At 29.4% G+C, this 15,378-nt stretch carries 15 protein-coding genes; all 15 read right to left on the minus strand.

All coding sequences use genetic code 11. The features are described 5' to 3' along the window. Nucleotides 1-103: 103 nt before the first annotated feature. Nucleotides 104-754 (minus strand): HD domain-containing protein, encoded by a 651-nt coding sequence (locus tag B2W91_RS08620; RefSeq protein WP_291580067.1) that lies wholly within the window; start codon nt 752-754, stop codon nt 104-106. A 244-nt stretch (nt 755-998) separates the two neighbouring features. After that, a complete protein-coding gene (locus B2W91_RS08625) occupies nt 999-1,781 on the minus strand; it encodes an ABC transporter permease (RefSeq protein ID WP_291580068.1) in 783 nt (260 codons plus the stop codon). A gap of 3 nt (nt 1,782-1,784) precedes the next feature. Next, on the minus strand, nt 1,785-2,588 hold the full coding sequence (locus B2W91_RS08630) for an ABC transporter permease (RefSeq protein ID WP_291580070.1): 804 nt from the start codon (nt 2,586-2,588) through the stop codon (nt 1,785-1,787). Continuing rightward, nucleotides 2,585-3,559, minus strand: coding sequence for an ABC transporter ATP-binding protein (locus B2W91_RS08635; protein ID WP_291580071.1), 975 nt, complete (start codon nt 3,557-3,559; stop codon nt 2,585-2,587). Before B2W91_RS08635 ends, B2W91_RS08630 begins: the two co-directional genes overlap by 4 nt. A 399-nt stretch (nt 3,560-3,958) precedes the next feature. Continuing rightward, nucleotides 3,959-4,564 (minus strand): hypothetical protein, encoded by a 606-nt coding sequence (locus B2W91_RS08640; RefSeq protein ID WP_291580072.1) that lies wholly within the window; start codon nt 4,562-4,564, stop codon nt 3,959-3,961. A gap of 65 nt (nt 4,565-4,629) precedes the next feature. Beyond that, a complete protein-coding gene (locus tag B2W91_RS08645; protein WP_291580080.1) occupies nt 4,630-5,103 on the minus strand; it encodes a GNAT family N-acetyltransferase in 474 nt (157 codons plus the stop codon). Nucleotides 5,104-5,573: 470 nt separating this feature from the next. Further along, nucleotides 5,574-5,972: a VOC family protein gene (locus B2W91_RS08650; RefSeq protein ID WP_291580081.1), complete on the minus strand. Its 399-nt coding sequence runs from the start codon at nt 5,970-5,972 to the stop codon at nt 5,574-5,576. Between the two features lie 22 nt (nt 5,973-5,994). Further along, nucleotides 5,995-6,297 (minus strand): hypothetical protein, encoded by a 303-nt coding sequence (locus B2W91_RS08655; RefSeq protein WP_349680797.1) that lies wholly within the window; start codon nt 6,295-6,297, stop codon nt 5,995-5,997. 596 nt (nt 6,298-6,893) lie between these two features. Further along, a complete protein-coding gene (locus tag B2W91_RS08660; RefSeq protein WP_291580082.1) occupies nt 6,894-7,061 on the minus strand; it encodes a hypothetical protein in 168 nt (55 codons plus the stop codon). A gap of 150 nt (nt 7,062-7,211) precedes the next feature. Next, nucleotides 7,212-7,379: a hypothetical protein gene (locus B2W91_RS08665; protein WP_291580083.1), complete on the minus strand. Its 168-nt coding sequence runs from the start codon at nt 7,377-7,379 to the stop codon at nt 7,212-7,214. A 30-nt stretch (nt 7,380-7,409) separates the two neighbouring features. Continuing rightward, entirely contained in the window at nt 7,410-7,727 is a 318-nt protein-coding gene (locus B2W91_RS08670) for a CXXX repeat peptide modification system protein (protein ID WP_291580084.1), read from the minus strand. A 2-nt stretch (nt 7,728-7,729) separates the two neighbouring features. Next, nucleotides 7,730-9,865 carry a radical SAM peptide maturase, CXXX-repeat target family gene (locus tag B2W91_RS08675; protein WP_291580085.1) on the minus strand — a complete coding sequence of 712 codons (2,136 nt, stop codon included), beginning with the start codon at nt 9,863-9,865 and terminating at the stop codon, nt 7,730-7,732. A 62-nt stretch (nt 9,866-9,927) separates the two neighbouring features. Next, a complete protein-coding gene (locus B2W91_RS08680; protein WP_291580086.1) occupies nt 9,928-11,700 on the minus strand; it encodes an ABC transporter ATP-binding protein in 1,773 nt (590 codons plus the stop codon). Nucleotides 11,701-12,088: 388 nt separating this feature from the next. Continuing rightward, nucleotides 12,089-14,539: an ABC transporter permease gene (locus tag B2W91_RS08685; protein WP_291580087.1), complete on the minus strand. Its 2,451-nt coding sequence runs from the start codon at nt 14,537-14,539 to the stop codon at nt 12,089-12,091. After that, nucleotides 14,533-15,237: an ABC transporter ATP-binding protein gene (locus B2W91_RS08690; RefSeq protein ID WP_291580088.1), complete on the minus strand. Its 705-nt coding sequence runs from the start codon at nt 15,235-15,237 to the stop codon at nt 14,533-14,535. Before B2W91_RS08690 ends, B2W91_RS08685 begins: the two co-directional genes overlap by 7 nt. Nucleotides 15,238-15,378 lie beyond the last annotated feature (141 nt).

A 15,378-nucleotide genomic window follows, 5' to 3' on the forward strand; every position in this document is an offset into this window, starting at 1 on the left:
TTTCTCCATAGTATTAGTTAAGTTTATTAGTGTTATTCCGAGCTATACTGCACCTCAGGGGAACCCTAAATGGCTTCACTACTGTTCCCCAGAGGTGGAAAAATTAGCAATTGCATTGCTGGTAAACATTTGATTCAAATGTATTTTCTACAACTCCTGGTAATACGCTGTATAGTGATTTACCCATTTTTTCTTCAAAATATAATTTAGTTTCAAAGGTTGCCTTCCATTTATCAATGATATACTCATGCATTCCATGTCTTAATGCTACATCAACCATTCTCTTCTCCATTAAACAATATCCACTTGGAAGTGCTAATGCATCGCATAATTGTATCAACTTATCATAATCATCATATTCTATAGTTTCAATATAATCTTTAACAAAATTATATTCTTCATCGCTACAATAATCCCATTTACCAAAGCTGCTTCTTATGTCATTACAATTAAATGAATGAGTTAAACAAATTCTTGCTACTTTATGATATCCTTTTTCCATGGCAAAATTATAACCAAGTAAAGTATGCTTCATGTGGGTGTTTCCATATCTATCTCCAATGTCATGTAACATGCCTAAAACTAATGCAACATCTGAATTTAAATCCTTGCAGTTTTTTGCTATTAATTCTGCTGCCTTTCCAGCATTAATTGAATGCTCTATCCAAGGACCTGGAAATAATCTTTTTCCATCCTCCAATAATGATCTTGCTTCCTCTATAGTTGGAACCCCTTCTTCTAAATAATTTTTCATATTTTATCCCCTTATTTGAAACTATTTTATAAGCACAGTTTGTCTATTTGTGTCTATATTCAATGCAAACTAAAAAACTCCTTTTTTACAAATATATAAAAAAATGGCGAACACTGTTCGCCGCTACAATGTCACTAGCAATCGTATTGCTAGTGAAAAATCCATTTAAAGAAATTATTTTGCTAAGAAATAATTTCAACCTCAACTGTGCATTGTGAATTGTGCATTGTGCACTGTTTTAAACTTATGATCCTGTAGATTTATAGTGTCTAACTCCAAAACGCCAGAGTATATAACTTGGAATTATGAATAAGAAAGAAATTGTTGGAGATAACATATAAAAAACTTTAGATCCTTGATATTTATCTATAAGAAATAAAAAAGGATAATAATTAACAAATGCAAGTGGGACAATAAAAGTAAAGAATTTTAATACCCATTCTTTATATATATCTAATGGATATTGTGCAAGCTCTCTTCCACCATCGGTGAAAATATTCATAAATTCTAATCCTTCTAAAGTGAAAAAACATATTGATGCATATATCATAAATAAACAAAAAAATAAACATACCCCGCCTGCAATCATTAAAGAAAGTGTTAATACTTTTCCTAAATTCCAAGAAATTCTGCAGGTAACTATGGCATAAATGAAAATAACAAGCGCTTGTCCAAATCTCCCTACTTTTGTGAGTTCTATCTTAGATCCTATTATCTGCAATATTTCATTTTGAGGTCTTACCATAATTCGGTCAAATTCGCCGTTGGATATCATTCCAGAAAATCTATCAAATCCCCTTCCAAAACATTCTGCCAGTGCAAAAGACATATATATTGTACTAAAGCATAATAATACTTCATTAAAAGTATAATTTTTAATGCTCCCAAATCTATCAAAAAGAAAGTACATACTTAGAAATGAAAAAAGAGTTGTTAATACTTGTCCTATTGTAGTAAGTATAAATGAAGTTTTATATTGCATAGCTGAACGTAAATGAATAGAAAGATATTTAATATATAATTTCATACCTTAACCTCCTTGCACAACTACACGTTTTAATGTTTTTAATAATAAGGCCTTACCAAATACAATAAGCACTATAGCCCAAATTATTTGTAATGTAATTGTCCTAAAGATATCATCTAAAGGAATATTTCCGCTATAAATTCTAAATGGTGTGTTTTGCATAGCTCCAAAAGGTGTAATATATATATATTTAGTCAACCAATCTGGTAAAAGCGGCAAAGGCACAAGTCCGCCAGAGAAAAAATCAGCAGTCATAACCAGCGCCATTCTCACTCCCATAGGAGAAATGGTGTAAAAAGTAAGTATATATACTAACATACAATATGCTACAACTACAATGAATGCTAAAAACATAGAAAGAATAAAAAGGATGCCTGACATATATGAGCTGGGTAAAGTAAATCTATATGGTTCTGGTAAAAGAAATGCAATAATCAATATTGGACCACATCTTAAAACTGCTTTTGAAAGTCTTAATGAACAATTTTTAGCAAACCATAGATTATAAATATCCAGTGGTCTACATAATTCATAAGAAACATTTCCTGTTGCTATCAAATCAAAAATATCATTATCTAAAAACCATGTCATAAAAAGTGCTAAAAATGCTTGTTGAAGCCATATGTAGTTTGAAAGCTGTGAGAAATCCATAGGTGACATGGTAGGGTTACTATTATAAAAAGTTTGATATAACATTATATACATAAATCCCCAAGCAAATTGAGTAACTATTCCTGCATATGCAGCTGCTCTATATTGAAGTCCGTTTATAAATCTAATTTTAAAAAATGATAAATATACCTTCATATCTTATACTCCTTGTATAAACCAACTACTACATCATCTACTGTAGCTGAGTTAACACTAAAGTCATTTAATTCAACCTTTTCAGCTAAATAAGACATGGCAGATGAGATTGATATGATCTCCGTATCAACTGATACAACTGCATGTCCAGAATATTTTTCTACAAAGGTTAATCCTTTTGCTAATTCATTTATATCACCATTATAATCTAAAGTTATTTTTCTATTTTGGTTAAACTTCTGCTTTAAATCCTCGAGTTCACCATCAAGTAGAACTTTTCCTTTGCCAATTAAAATTATTCGTTTAGTAAGGGCATCTATATCTTGTGTGTCATGGGTTGTAAGTATAATAGTAGTTTTATTTTCTCTATTAATAGTTTTTATAAAATCTCTTACTGCAATTTTGGATACTGCATCAAGGCCTATAGTAGGTTCATCTAAAAATAATATCTTAGGACTATGTAGTAATGAAGCTGCTATTTCACATCTCATACGCTGCCCAAGACTTAATTGCCTTGTGGGTACTTTAATAATATCTTCGATATCTAGCAAATCACTAATCATATTCATATTATTTTTAAAGCTTTTATCAGGAATTTTATATATATCCTTTAAAAGTTGAAAAGAATCCTCAACGGGAACATCCCACCAAAGTTGAGAACGCTGACCGAATACAACGCCTATGTCTCTTACATAATTTATCCTATCTTTCCATGGAATTTTTCCATTTACATAACACTCTCCACTATCAGGATGAAGTATACCACTCATTATTTTAATGGTAGTACTTTTTCCAGCACCATTTGGTCCTATATACCCTACCATTTCCCCTTCATCTATAGTAAATGATATGTCTTCAAGTGCATTTACTACTTCATAATCTCGTTTAAAGAATGACTTAAAAGCACTGCCTACCCCTCCTTTTCGTTTAGAAACCCGAAAGCTTTTGGATATTCCTTTCATCTCAATCATTTTTATCCCCCCAATCCTTTAATTATGTTTTAGTAATCATTTATCGCGCTAATATATTTTACCATAATGAACCATAAATTCAATAATTTTATTCAATTCACAATTATGGATATTTCTCAACTACCACTGAGAAATTTAGAATTAATTCTGTAGCGGCGAACAGTGTTCGCCACAAAACTAGCAATCTTATTGCTTATCTTCATAATAGTAGCGTAAGCTCCCTTATCTCGTTCCGAACTATACTGCACCTCAGGGGAACCCTAAAGGGCTTCACTACTGTTCCCCAGAGGTGGGAAGACTGGTGAATAGTGTTCGCCATATAACTGGCAATTGCATTACTAGTTAAAAAAATTTAAAAACCCCTGCGGAATTATTTCCGTCAGGGGAATTTTTTTAAAATTAGATTTTACTTGAAGGTCTTGTTAGAATTATGCGACTACAACAGGCTGTTGTATAAAACACAGCAAAAAATATTAAATATCCAAACTGACCTTTAGGAATTATATAAGTTTGTAAAAAATATACTCCCATTATCAATAATATTAATCCTGGGATATAAATTATATAATTCTTAATACCTGTTACTTTTAATATAAACTTAACATCACTAATAGGCTTAATTGCACCAAATGTAATATAGCTTTCTAATTCAGCGAAGTTAGACATTATAAACAATAATAAGAATGTCATCATATATGGAGTTGGAGTTATAACCTTTACCAATATTAAAATGCTTACTAATATAAACATTGATAAGTTCATTAGTAATCCACCAGAATGAATTAATATTTGTTTATATTTGTCTAACATTTCTAATTTGTTTTGATCAACTAATGGTGCCATAGGCAATTTTACTACTGGCAGATACCCTATTGATATAGGACTTTTACAAACCCCAAATAGCCATCCAAAAAATGCATGAGAAAACTCATGAAAAAACAATGTGATCCATACTGCTAAATAACGTATAGCTATATGAAGTATTCCCCCAAATAATATCTTCATATATTTTACCCCCTATAAACATAAAATTTATTAAATACTAACTGCAGCTTAACCCATTATATAAGCTAAATTATATATTTTTTCATTCTAATAAATTCAAAATTGTCGCCATTTGTATATTGAATATATTGATCTACATATTTAAATCCTATTTTTTCATATAGTCTTATTGCCCGATGATTAAATGAAGCAACTGCTAACATTACGTAGTCCTTCTTATAATCAAATCTTTCTACTGCAAAATCAATGCCTGAATTTACAAAACTAGCCCCTAGTCCTTTAGATGTTAATTCAGGTTTAAGTCCAAAGCCCATCCACATAATCTCATCTTCAAAATAGTAGGAATAGAAACCAACTAACTTATTTTCTTCATTTAATACAGCAAACTCATTTCTGCCCCATCTATCTTCAGTGAGAAATTCCTCTAAATCTTCTTCATCGTCAGTCATATCATAAAATGAAAATATGCCATCATACTTCCAATTATATGCAATTTCATGAGCATATTTACTATTCATAGAAATAAATTTAAAACTCATAGTTATTCCCCCATATCATATATAGATAAATTATCTTAAGAACCAATATATGCATTAATATAGCTACATCTTTAAATATTTTAATTTACAATTGTAGCGGCGAACACTGTTCGCCCCTACAATAACTAGCAATTACATTGCTAGTCAAAAATAAATTTCAGAAAATTATTTTACTAAAAAATAATTTCTCCTTAATTGTGCATTTTCAACTGTGAATTGTGCATTGATGAAGCCCCTGGGGTGCAGTATGATATAACACTACATCTGCACCATTAAACAATATTTTAATTATATTGCTTATCTTCATAATACTAGTGTAAGCTCACTGATTTTGTTCCGAGCTACACTGCACCTCATGGGAACCCTANNTACTGTTCCCCAGAGGTGGAAATTGGTATTTGTATTGCTGGTAAAAAACTAGCTTTATTAAAACAATTAGTGGTACAAAAATATACTAACCTACTATCTTATTACTTTTGCTTAAGTTTATTGTAAAATCCATCTTTATCTGTCCATTGAATTAAGTCAATTTCAAATCCATCGGGATCTTTAATGTAAAATTGTCTTGAAAACTCCTTAATGATGATTTTTTCTTCTTTATTAACATAACCCTTTATTTTTAAAGTATCTAATAGCTCGTCTACATTTTCAACAAAGTAACCTATATGCCTAAAATTCTGCTTCTCTTCAACTTGGAAGCCTTCTCTTTCTGAAACGAATAGCTCATGTTTGTCACCTTTTAATATGGCATATTTTTTTCCATTTAATTTTATACCACTATCAATCAACTTATAATCAAGTGCATCTTCATAAAATAATATAAATTTATCCACATCTGATACATATCTGTTTAGGTGATCTATAATCATAGCATTTTCCTTCCTCTATATTTTATTGTTTTTCATTCTCTTTAGGACAAACTTCATTTACGTAATCCCAATACTCTCCAGGTGTTAGTGGTTTTGGCTCAGTAATCATTTCAGCTACTTTAGCAAGCTCTTTAATTTTATTTCTAAGCATTGGCTGCATACAATTTGGAACATGATCTTGATTAACTCTATGTATCATTACACATTCAAAACAATTTCCATGCCACTCACATTTAACTTTAGGACATGGACACTTTGTGTATTTTCCTGATTTAATCATAGCTCTCAATTCTTTTATTACTTCTACATATTCTTCTTTTTCCATATATAATATCCTCCATTTTAATAACATACTAAGATACTTGTCCTAATTACTCTCTTCAATAATTCTACAAATAGCTATCACATACCTTCCTAGTATATTCTACCTTTAGAAATAGCATAATAATGTACTTATTATACTCTTAAAAATACTTTTTCCACTCTGTTAGTATTTTAGTTTCTCTTTTCTACAAGGCATTAGATTTTTATTTTAGACTATAAATATGCACAAAAAGAAAAAATATTAAGACTCTATGACTATTGGATAAACTGTTGAATTCATAGTTCGCAACCTATAAACCCATTAGGAGCAATAACAAATTCGCTAGTATTAACTTCAATTTTTTAACCTTCCAATTCTGAGAAAATTTATTTCATATTTTACAACAGTTTTTTCAATTTGCGGGATATTATTTAATGTGAAAAAACATATGAAAATTAAATATATTAATAATAATGTTCTATACTATTAGTTTTTACTGCTTTTATAAAATAAAAGAGAGCAAGAATTTCTTTCCTGCTCCCCCCATCTCTGCAAATTAATAAATTTAAATTTGTATAAAATTCAATAGTCTAATTTAATAATATTTTTAAATTTTATTAGGACATTCCAGGTCCAGCCATGCAACGATCTGCACAATTCCAATCACAATGTCCTTTACAGGTTCTATCACATCCATAGCTACATGATGCAGCACACTGGGTTCCGCATGATGCAGAAGTTGCTACATATGTCGTTGTCAAACTTTCATCAAATAAATGTTTCATAATAATTCACCTCTTTTTAAATTATAAATGGACTCTAAATTAGGCAAACGAGAGGAAAACTTTCTATCCTGCTCCCCTATCTCTGTGAACTGATAAATTTAAATTTGTGTAAAGTTTAATAGTATAGCTTAGTAACATTTAAAAATTATATTAGTATGGTCCAGGTCCAGCCATACAACGATCTGCACAACTCCAATCACAATGTCCTTTACAGCTTCCACTACATCCATAGCCACATTCTTCAGCACATTGGGTTCCACATGATGAACAACCTGCTACATATGTGGTTGTTAAACTTTCATCAAATAAATGTTTCATAAATTCACCTCCTTTCAAATTATAAATATATTATCCCTGCTTTGTACAAGCGCATTCTTCTTCTATGAGAAATATTTCATTAGTATGAAAATTAATGCTCCAGTCTCCATTTTCACTATACTTCCAATTATATTTGCTACTCTTTTCTGTCCACCATTCTCTATATTTTAAGGATACTTCCTCCATATCCTCAACTATTTTTTTATACATACTATCCTTTTCTTCTAAGGTTAGCATAGGAGAATCTAAAGTTAATAAAAGCTCCTTCAACGAAGATTTTCTTTCATTTAATATTAAAATTTCTTTCTTCTCATTTTCTGTCACAGCTCCAACTTTTTCAGTGTACATTATTATTCTCCTCTCATACTTAATACTTTTTCCAATGGATCAAGATAATTTATCTTATTTATAATATTATTAGGCTTCATAAACTCTTCATTTATAAGTATTTCTTGAAGCTCTCTTGAAGAGTTTCTTTCTAAGTGACTTACTACACATTGGATCTCAGATGGAATGTTGTATTCATTAGTCAATTTTTTATTTAAAAATTTACATCTTCTACATTGATATGCATCACATTCATGGCATATTCCAGCGGTCTCAAATTCCATAAGATGAGGATTTTTTATTTTTATTCCACTGTCTAAATCTCCAATATAGTTTTCTGGATTATCAAAGTAAAAGGCTGGGCATATATATATTTTTCCATTTGGTGCCAATGCAAAAGTTGTATTTCCTGCATCACAGTTGCTCATCGAAGTTTGCTCTATTCTATCTGTTAATATATTTAAATGAAGCGGCTTAGCCTTTCTATAGGTATCAGCTGCAAAATTCTTAAGTTTTTCAAGTTGCATTTTATAGGCTTGTACATTTAAATCATTCCAACTTTCAATATCTTCCAATATTACGTTTACTCTTGAATGTTTATCATAAAGTTTTGAAACATATTCCAAAATATTATTTAAATTTTCCTTATTTATAAGTAAAATGCACATTCCTCCTGCGTTTTCTAGCCCATCAATAGTATTGTCATAAACTTTTATAGAATATCCCTTAGAAAAGTCCCCTTTACTATCTACTATAGATATAGAATCTTTTATTATATCTTTATATGTGCCTAACATAACAGGCATGAAATCATTATTTTCCGCAAATTCTAATGCCTTTTTTAAAGTTTCATCAGAAATTACATTATTAGTATTTTTAGTATTTCTATATGTGCAATGAGGCGTTATATTATCTGAAGCTATAATTTGAAGATATTTATGTTGATTCAACTTATCATTAGCTCTCTCAAATTTTTTTCGCTCTGATTCAAGACCAGTAACCTCTTCAAACTTACTCCAGAAATATTTATTTGCTCTTACATTTGCCTTATGCATTTTACATTGGAAAGTTGCTCTCTGATAAACAGTATCTGTATCAGCAGCATCGTAGTTAAAACCTGTACACCATGCACAACCTGTAGCAACATCACATTCTACACATTCATTAGGACTTTGAGATTTTAAAGATAATACACTAAAAGGTCTTAATTTATCAGCATTTATACCTGTATCTACGTGTCCTATTGACAAGCCCTTTTTATTATTTAAAGTAAAATCTACAAATCTTACGCAAGGATATATTTTTCCATCTGTACTTATAGCTGTCATTTTTCCTGCACCACAAAAATTTGAATTTTTCAGTTCCTCTGTTAATGGGAATCCAATATTCGGGTCAAAGAATCTTACTGAATAATCTTCCCAAAGTTTATTATCTAGTATATAATCCGCTAATTCTCTAAGCTGAGATTCAAATATCTCGTCATCTCCTTTATGCCAAACGTCCTCAAAAACTACATTTGCAGCAACACTTTTTATTCCTAGATTCCAAAGGCTTATTACACTATCTTTTATATAAGGCAAATCATCATGGGCAAAAGTAGCTTTGCTTTGTGCTTCTGGAAATTGTTCAAGCCATAATGGCACCTTTTTTACAACTTCATCATAAGAGCCACTTCCATCAGGAAATACCCTTTGCATATCATGCTTTAACTTATTTCCGTCTACACTTATTCCTATTGATACATGTCTTTTATTCTTCTCCATATATTTTTGTACTTTTGGAGAATCATATAATAAGCCATTTGTTGAAAAACTAAATCTATAAGAATTGAACCAAGGATGATTTAATAAAAACATTTGCTGCTTGATATAATCAGATACTTTATCTATTAAATCTATTTCTAAGAAAGGTTCTCCACCTATAAACTCCCATATTATAGATTCACCCTTAAAAAATTCTCTATCATTAAGAATATAATCTACAGCTTTTTTTGCTGTTTCAAAGGACATTTTCTTAAAATTGTTTTTACCAGTCATATAGCAATATTTACAGGCTAAATTACAATCCTCTGTAATAGAAAATGTTATATTTCTAGCTCGTCCATCTATACCATGCCATGCTTCAGCTAATGTACCCATTTTAATTGCTGAACTACTCATTTTATCACTCCTAAATATTTATTATTTTATATATACATTTGTTATATTGAACATTTTTAATCTTATCCAACTTCTTGTGGTATATTTAAAATTTCCATATCTGCTTCATAAAGATTTTTGTAAATGACATTATCTTTTATTAAATCACTATGGGAACCTTGTCCAACAATTCTCCCACTATCAATAACTACTATTTCATCAGCATCTATTATTGTAGATAATCTATGAGCTATTATTATTATGGTATGTTTCTTTGATATTAAATTTAAAGACTGTTTTATAAAATATTGAGATTCATTATCTAAAGCGGAAGTCGCTTCATCAAATAATATTATTTTAGATTTCTTTATAAGTCCTCTAGCTATAGCAATCCTTTGTCTCTGCCCTCCGGATAAATTCACTCCATTTTCTCCAACTATAGAGTCGTATTTACTAGGAAGAGACATTATAAAATCATGTATATATGCTGATCTGCAAGCATCGTAAACTTCTTCTTCAGTAGCATTTGGATTTGCTATTTTTATATTTTCCATTATTGATATATTGAACAAAAAAGGATCTTGTCTTATAACTGATATATGACTTCTTAAAGACTTTTCATCAAACTCATTAACATCTATATTATCTATAGTTATATCTCCATAGTCACAATCATAAAGCCTTAAAAGTAAATTTAAAATAGTGCTTTTTCCAGCCCCACTTTTCCCTACTATTGCCAGTTTTTTATTTCCCATAACTTGAAAGTTTATATCCTTAAGTACTTCTCCATCTTCACCATAACTAAAAGAAACATTGGTAAATTGTATATTTCCTTCAATTTCCATTATTGATTTCTCTCCGAAGCATTCATTAGAATAACTTAAATTGTCCATAATCCCAAAGATTCTTTCTAAAGATGTTATTGCTTGTTGTATTGTTGCATTCATTTTTGTAATGTTCATAAGAGAGCAAGAGAATTGCTTTGAATAGGATGAAAATGCTATAAAAAGTTCAAGAGGTAATATTTTATTTATAACAAAATACCCTCCTATACTCATAACTAAAACTGAAGAGATAATATTTATAAAACCAGCTAAATCATGTGCCACTATATTTATAAGAGCCATTTCTATTCCCTTTTGTTTAAAATCATTAGAAATATTGTTAAATTGTATGAAATTATGTTTTTTTATTCCAAGGCATTTTACTTCCCTAATTCCCTGAAATGATTGCTCTACACTGCTAAAATAATCATCTGCTATATTTTTTAGCTCCATATTCTTTTTCTTGAGTTTTTTGCCATACTTTACAAATATATAGTAAGAAAAAGGAAAGCAAGCTATAACTATAAGAGCAAGTCTCACATTAATTTTAAATACAGCAAAACCTATTACTATAGCCTTTAAAATATCCATTATGGCATTTACAACTTGAAATGTTATTATGCTACTAAGTGCTTCTGCATCATTGTGAAGCCTAGATATAAATTCTCCTACAGGCGTTTCATCGAAAGCTTTCACCGGAAGATTCAATATTTTATCATACATATCACATTTTAAGTCTTTTACAATATTATTATTGAGGTAAGTTTCAATATATGAATAAAAATGCATAATGACTAATTGCAATAGATATATGATTGATAAAAGTACCATGCATTTAGCTAAAATATATACATTACCTTGCGGTAGGCTAGCAATTAGAACCCCATATATATATGGATCTATTAAGCCAAAAATTATACTTGATGAAATGCATATAAAGAATAGCAAAAGTTTAAGCTTATATGGTTTTACATAAGCAAATGCTCTTTTTAAAAGCTTCATATCGTCTTTACTCAAAAACTTTATTTTCATATAAATAGCTCCTTAAACTTAGTAATAATTTTGGTAGTAATATATTGAAATGCTACCATTTATTCCAATATATGTAAAGTAAATCTTTTGCTCAAAATGCTCTAAAAATTAATACTGTATCTAATTATTTTTGTATACCATTCATTTTCTCGTTTTTTCATTTATTTCCTATTTTTTTAAAAACATTCTATAATAATTAATAAAACATTAAAAATTTATGTAATTTTTTTGAATTTTACTTACTTATAACTTTATGTAAAAAAATAAAATTAAAGATTTCTAAATGCAAATATTGATTTTAAATTAAGTTTGCTATAAGAAAAAGTACTAAGAAATTTATTATATAAAATAAATGCCTTAGTACTTTCTATAAATAATTAATATATTCTTATTCCGCGCTCTTTAGCGATTCTACCATATTAATCTTCTTTAATTTTTTATACATAACTATATTTACTAAGCTTGAAAATACTATAGTTAATATAGATGAGTATATAAAACTCATAGTTTTAATTTCACGCGAAAACATTACCATATCAGTTTCTGTTGTTGTGAGTACATATTTATGAAGAAGCGTACCTAATATTAACCCAACTAAAGTTCCTATTATTGATAATATAATATTTTCTCTATAAACATATCCTGCTACTTCTTTATCATAAAAACCTAAAACCTTTATGGTTGCAAGCTCCCTCATTCTTTCGCCTATATTTATATTTGTTAAGTTGTACATTACAACAAAGGCAAGAGAAGCTGCTGAAGCTATTAAAACTAATATAACTGAGTCTACACTATCCATAGTTTTTTTAAAACTATCACTTATACTTGTAGTAAAATTAATAGTAGCTATTTTAGGATTTTTCATCATCTCCTCAGATAATTTATCTTCTTGATCCTTATTTATTTTCTGCGTCTTAGAAGAAAAGGCATTATAATAAATCTTATCTTTAAATAACTTCTCATAATATTTAGGAGACATATAAACATAGTGACCAGTATAATGCTCTGTAATATAATTTACTTGTGCATTTACAGTTTTGTCACCTAATGAAATTTCAATATTATCTCCTTTTTTGATACTTAATAGCTTTGAGAGTTTTTTAGTAATTACTACTCCATTATCACCAATATCTATTTTGCCATTATCTTCTCTTAATTTAATAAATTCACTAAGTCTATCTACATCTTTAGGAATTAATATATATCCTTCAACACCAGAATTCTCTTCATTATTATTTTTAACCTTTATGTTTTTTTCAAAGGATAAAAGTGAATCTTCTATTTCATCATAGTCTTTAAGTTCATCCATAAATAAATATTCTCTATCTTCTTGAATGCCCTCTCTTAAATATCCTTTTAAATCATAAGTGTAAATTTCTCCAAACTGTTTTTCTGTTACTGCAATTATGGAATCTTTTAATCCAAAAGCTGTAATAAGAAGAGCAGTACAGCCAGCTACCCCTATTACTGTCATAAAAAATCTTTTCTTATATCTAAAGATATTTCTTGCAGTAACCTTTTCTGTAAAGGACATTCTCTTCCAAATAAATTTTATTCTTTCTAGTAATATTCTTTTACCTGCCTTTGGCGCCTTAGGTCTCATAAGTATTGCTGGCACTACTACCAACTCTTTTATAGAAGCACCCACTGCCGCAAGTGTAGTACAGAAAATAGCTACCAACGCTGAGGTTATTGCTAAATCAATATGAAAATTACCTGCCACCGGAGGAATTGTATACATTATTCTATAAGCATTAAAAATAAGAAGTGGGAAAATTTTAAATCCTAAAATTACTCCTATAATACTACCTATAACACTTGCTGTAAAAGCATAAATAAAGTATTGAGAGACTATAGAAAATTTGCTATATCCTAAAGCTTTTAAAGTTCCTATCTGAGTTCTATGTTCTTCAACCATTCTCGTCATGGTTGTAAGACATACAAGGGTAGCTACTAAGAAAAAGATTAGTGGGAAAGTAGTTCCTATAGCTTTTATTCTATCGGAATCATCTTGAAATCCTCTAATTCCTTCATTGTTATCTCTAGTTTTAATATACCAATTCTCATCTATAGCTTCTATTTTTTCCTTTACTTCATTAACTAAATCTTTATACTCATCTAAAAAAGTATTTTTTGACTTAGCACCATCAACTATAATAGATAATTCAGTGTATATATCTTCTATTTTTATCCCTGGAATTTCAGGAATTTTAGGAAGTGCTAATTCCTTTGCAGATTTTTCGCCTATTTGAAAAAATCCACTAGTTGAACCATTGCCTAAGGAATTTGCCCCTCTTTGATATGTATTTATGTATAATGGACTATTAACAATACCGGTTATTTTAAAATCCTTACTTCCATTAACAGTTTTAATTTTAATATAATCTCCTATTTTTAAGTTTTCTTCTTCAAGATATGCTTTTTCTGTAACTGCTTCACCTTCATTAGTTGGCATAGCTCCTTCAACTAATACAGGATTATTAACAGATTTCTCTCCTATCTTTAGGGAATGTACCTTTATTGCTTTTTCACTATCATCATTTATAGCTAAAGCATCAAAACTATATCCTTCATAAATTTCAGACACTCCTACAATTTTTTTAACTTTATCTATATCTGATTGTTTAAAACCATTTAAAGATTGTATAGTCAAATCTGCAGTATTATTATCATCTAAATATTTATTTACTGTAAACTTCATTTCAGGACTTGTAGCTCTAACTCCTGCAAAAAAAGCTACACCTATTGCTACGATAATTAATATGGAAAGAAATCGCGATTTAGATTTTGTTATTTCTCTTAATATATTTTTTGTAAGTGCATTTCTCATTGTTACCATTCAATCCTTTCTACAGCCATCGGATTGCTATTAATGGATACACTGTCAACCTTACCATTTTTAACTTTAATAACTTTATCTGCCATAGATGCAATTGCCAAATTATGAGTAATAACTATTACTGTCATGTTTTGTTTTCTACAAGTATCTTTTAATAACTTTAATATAGATTTTCCTGTAGAATAATCTAAAGCTCCAGTAGGCTCATCACATAATAATATTTTAGGATTTTTAGCAATTGCTCTGGCTATAGAAACCCTTTGTTGCTCTCCTCCTGATAGTTGAGAAGGGAAATTATTTCTTCTATCTTCAAGCCCTACCTCTTTAAGTACTTCTTCTGGATCTAGAGGATTCTTACATATTTGAGTGGCTAATTCTATATTTTCAATAGTATTAAGGTTTTGAACTAAATTATAGAACTGAAATACGAATCCTATGTCATATCTCCTATAAGTAGTTAATTGTTTATCATTATATTTGCTTATTTCATTGCCATCTACCATTATTTGTCCTTCACTAGGAGAATCCATACCCCCTAGTATATTAAGTACAGTACTTTTTCCTGCTCCACTAGGGCCTACAACTACAACAAATTCGCCCTTATCTATAGAAAAATTAACTCCATCTACAGCTTTGATCTCTACTTCTCCAGATTTATAAGTTTTCTTTACATCTTTAAATTCTATGTATTTATTCAAAATTTTCTCCTCCTGTTAAGTCAAATTTTTACACTTTAGTTACATCATATAGATAAACTACTCTAAAATTTAATGTATGGCTGAATATAAGTTACAGTTTGATATATTAATTCACAACTTAGATTAGTGCACAATGCACAA

Origin of the sequence: Clostridium sp. UBA6640 (assembly GCF_002455975.1) — a bacterium.
In the GTDB taxonomy this organism is placed as follows: domain Bacteria; phylum Bacillota; class Clostridia; order Clostridiales; family Clostridiaceae; genus Clostridium_J.

What these genes read in the sequence shown, in the direction of transcription:
- B2W91_RS08675 (WP_291580085.1), bottom strand. Translation starts at nt 9,865, where the DNA reads ATGAGTAGTTCAGCAATTAAAATGGGTACATTAGCTGAAGCATGGCAT.
- B2W91_RS08640 (WP_291580072.1), bottom strand. Translation starts at nt 4,564, where the DNA reads ATGAAGATATTATTTGGGGGAATACTTCATATAGCTATACGTTATTTA.
- B2W91_RS08670 (WP_291580084.1), bottom strand. Translation starts at nt 7,727, where the DNA reads ATGTACACTGAAAAAGTTGGAGCTGTGACAGAAAATGAGAAGAAAGAA.
- B2W91_RS08630 (WP_291580070.1), bottom strand. Translation starts at nt 2,588, where the DNA reads ATGAAGGTATATTTATCATTTTTTAAAATTAGATTTATAAACGGACTT.
- B2W91_RS08625 (WP_291580068.1), bottom strand. Translation starts at nt 1,781, where the DNA reads ATGAAATTATATATTAAATATCTTTCTATTCATTTACGTTCAGCTATG.
- B2W91_RS08635 (WP_291580071.1), bottom strand. Translation starts at nt 3,559, where the DNA reads ATGATTGAGATGAAAGGAATATCCAAAAGCTTTCGGGTTTCTAAACGA.
- B2W91_RS08650 (WP_291580081.1), bottom strand. Translation starts at nt 5,972, where the DNA reads ATGATTATAGATCACCTAAACAGATATGTATCAGATGTGGATAAATTT.
- B2W91_RS08645 (WP_291580080.1), bottom strand. Translation starts at nt 5,103, where the DNA reads ATGAGTTTTAAATTTATTTCTATGAATAGTAAATATGCTCATGAAATT.
- B2W91_RS08620 (WP_291580067.1), bottom strand. Translation starts at nt 754, where the DNA reads ATGAAAAATTATTTAGAAGAAGGGGTTCCAACTATAGAGGAAGCAAGA.
- B2W91_RS08660 (WP_291580082.1), bottom strand. Translation starts at nt 7,061, where the DNA reads ATGAAACATTTATTTGATGAAAGTTTGACAACGACATATGTAGCAACT.
- B2W91_RS08680 (WP_291580086.1), bottom strand. Translation starts at nt 11,700, where the DNA reads ATGAAAATAAAGTTTTTGAGTAAAGACGATATGAAGCTTTTAAAAAGA.
- B2W91_RS08665 (WP_291580083.1), bottom strand. Translation starts at nt 7,379, where the DNA reads ATGAAACATTTATTTGATGAAAGTTTAACAACCACATATGTAGCAGGT.
- B2W91_RS08655 (WP_349680797.1), bottom strand. Translation starts at nt 6,297, where the DNA reads ATGGAAAAAGAAGAATATGTAGAAGTAATAAAAGAATTGAGAGCTATG.
- B2W91_RS08685 (WP_291580087.1), bottom strand. Translation starts at nt 14,539, where the DNA reads ATGGTAACAATGAGAAATGCACTTACAAAAAATATATTAAGAGAAATA.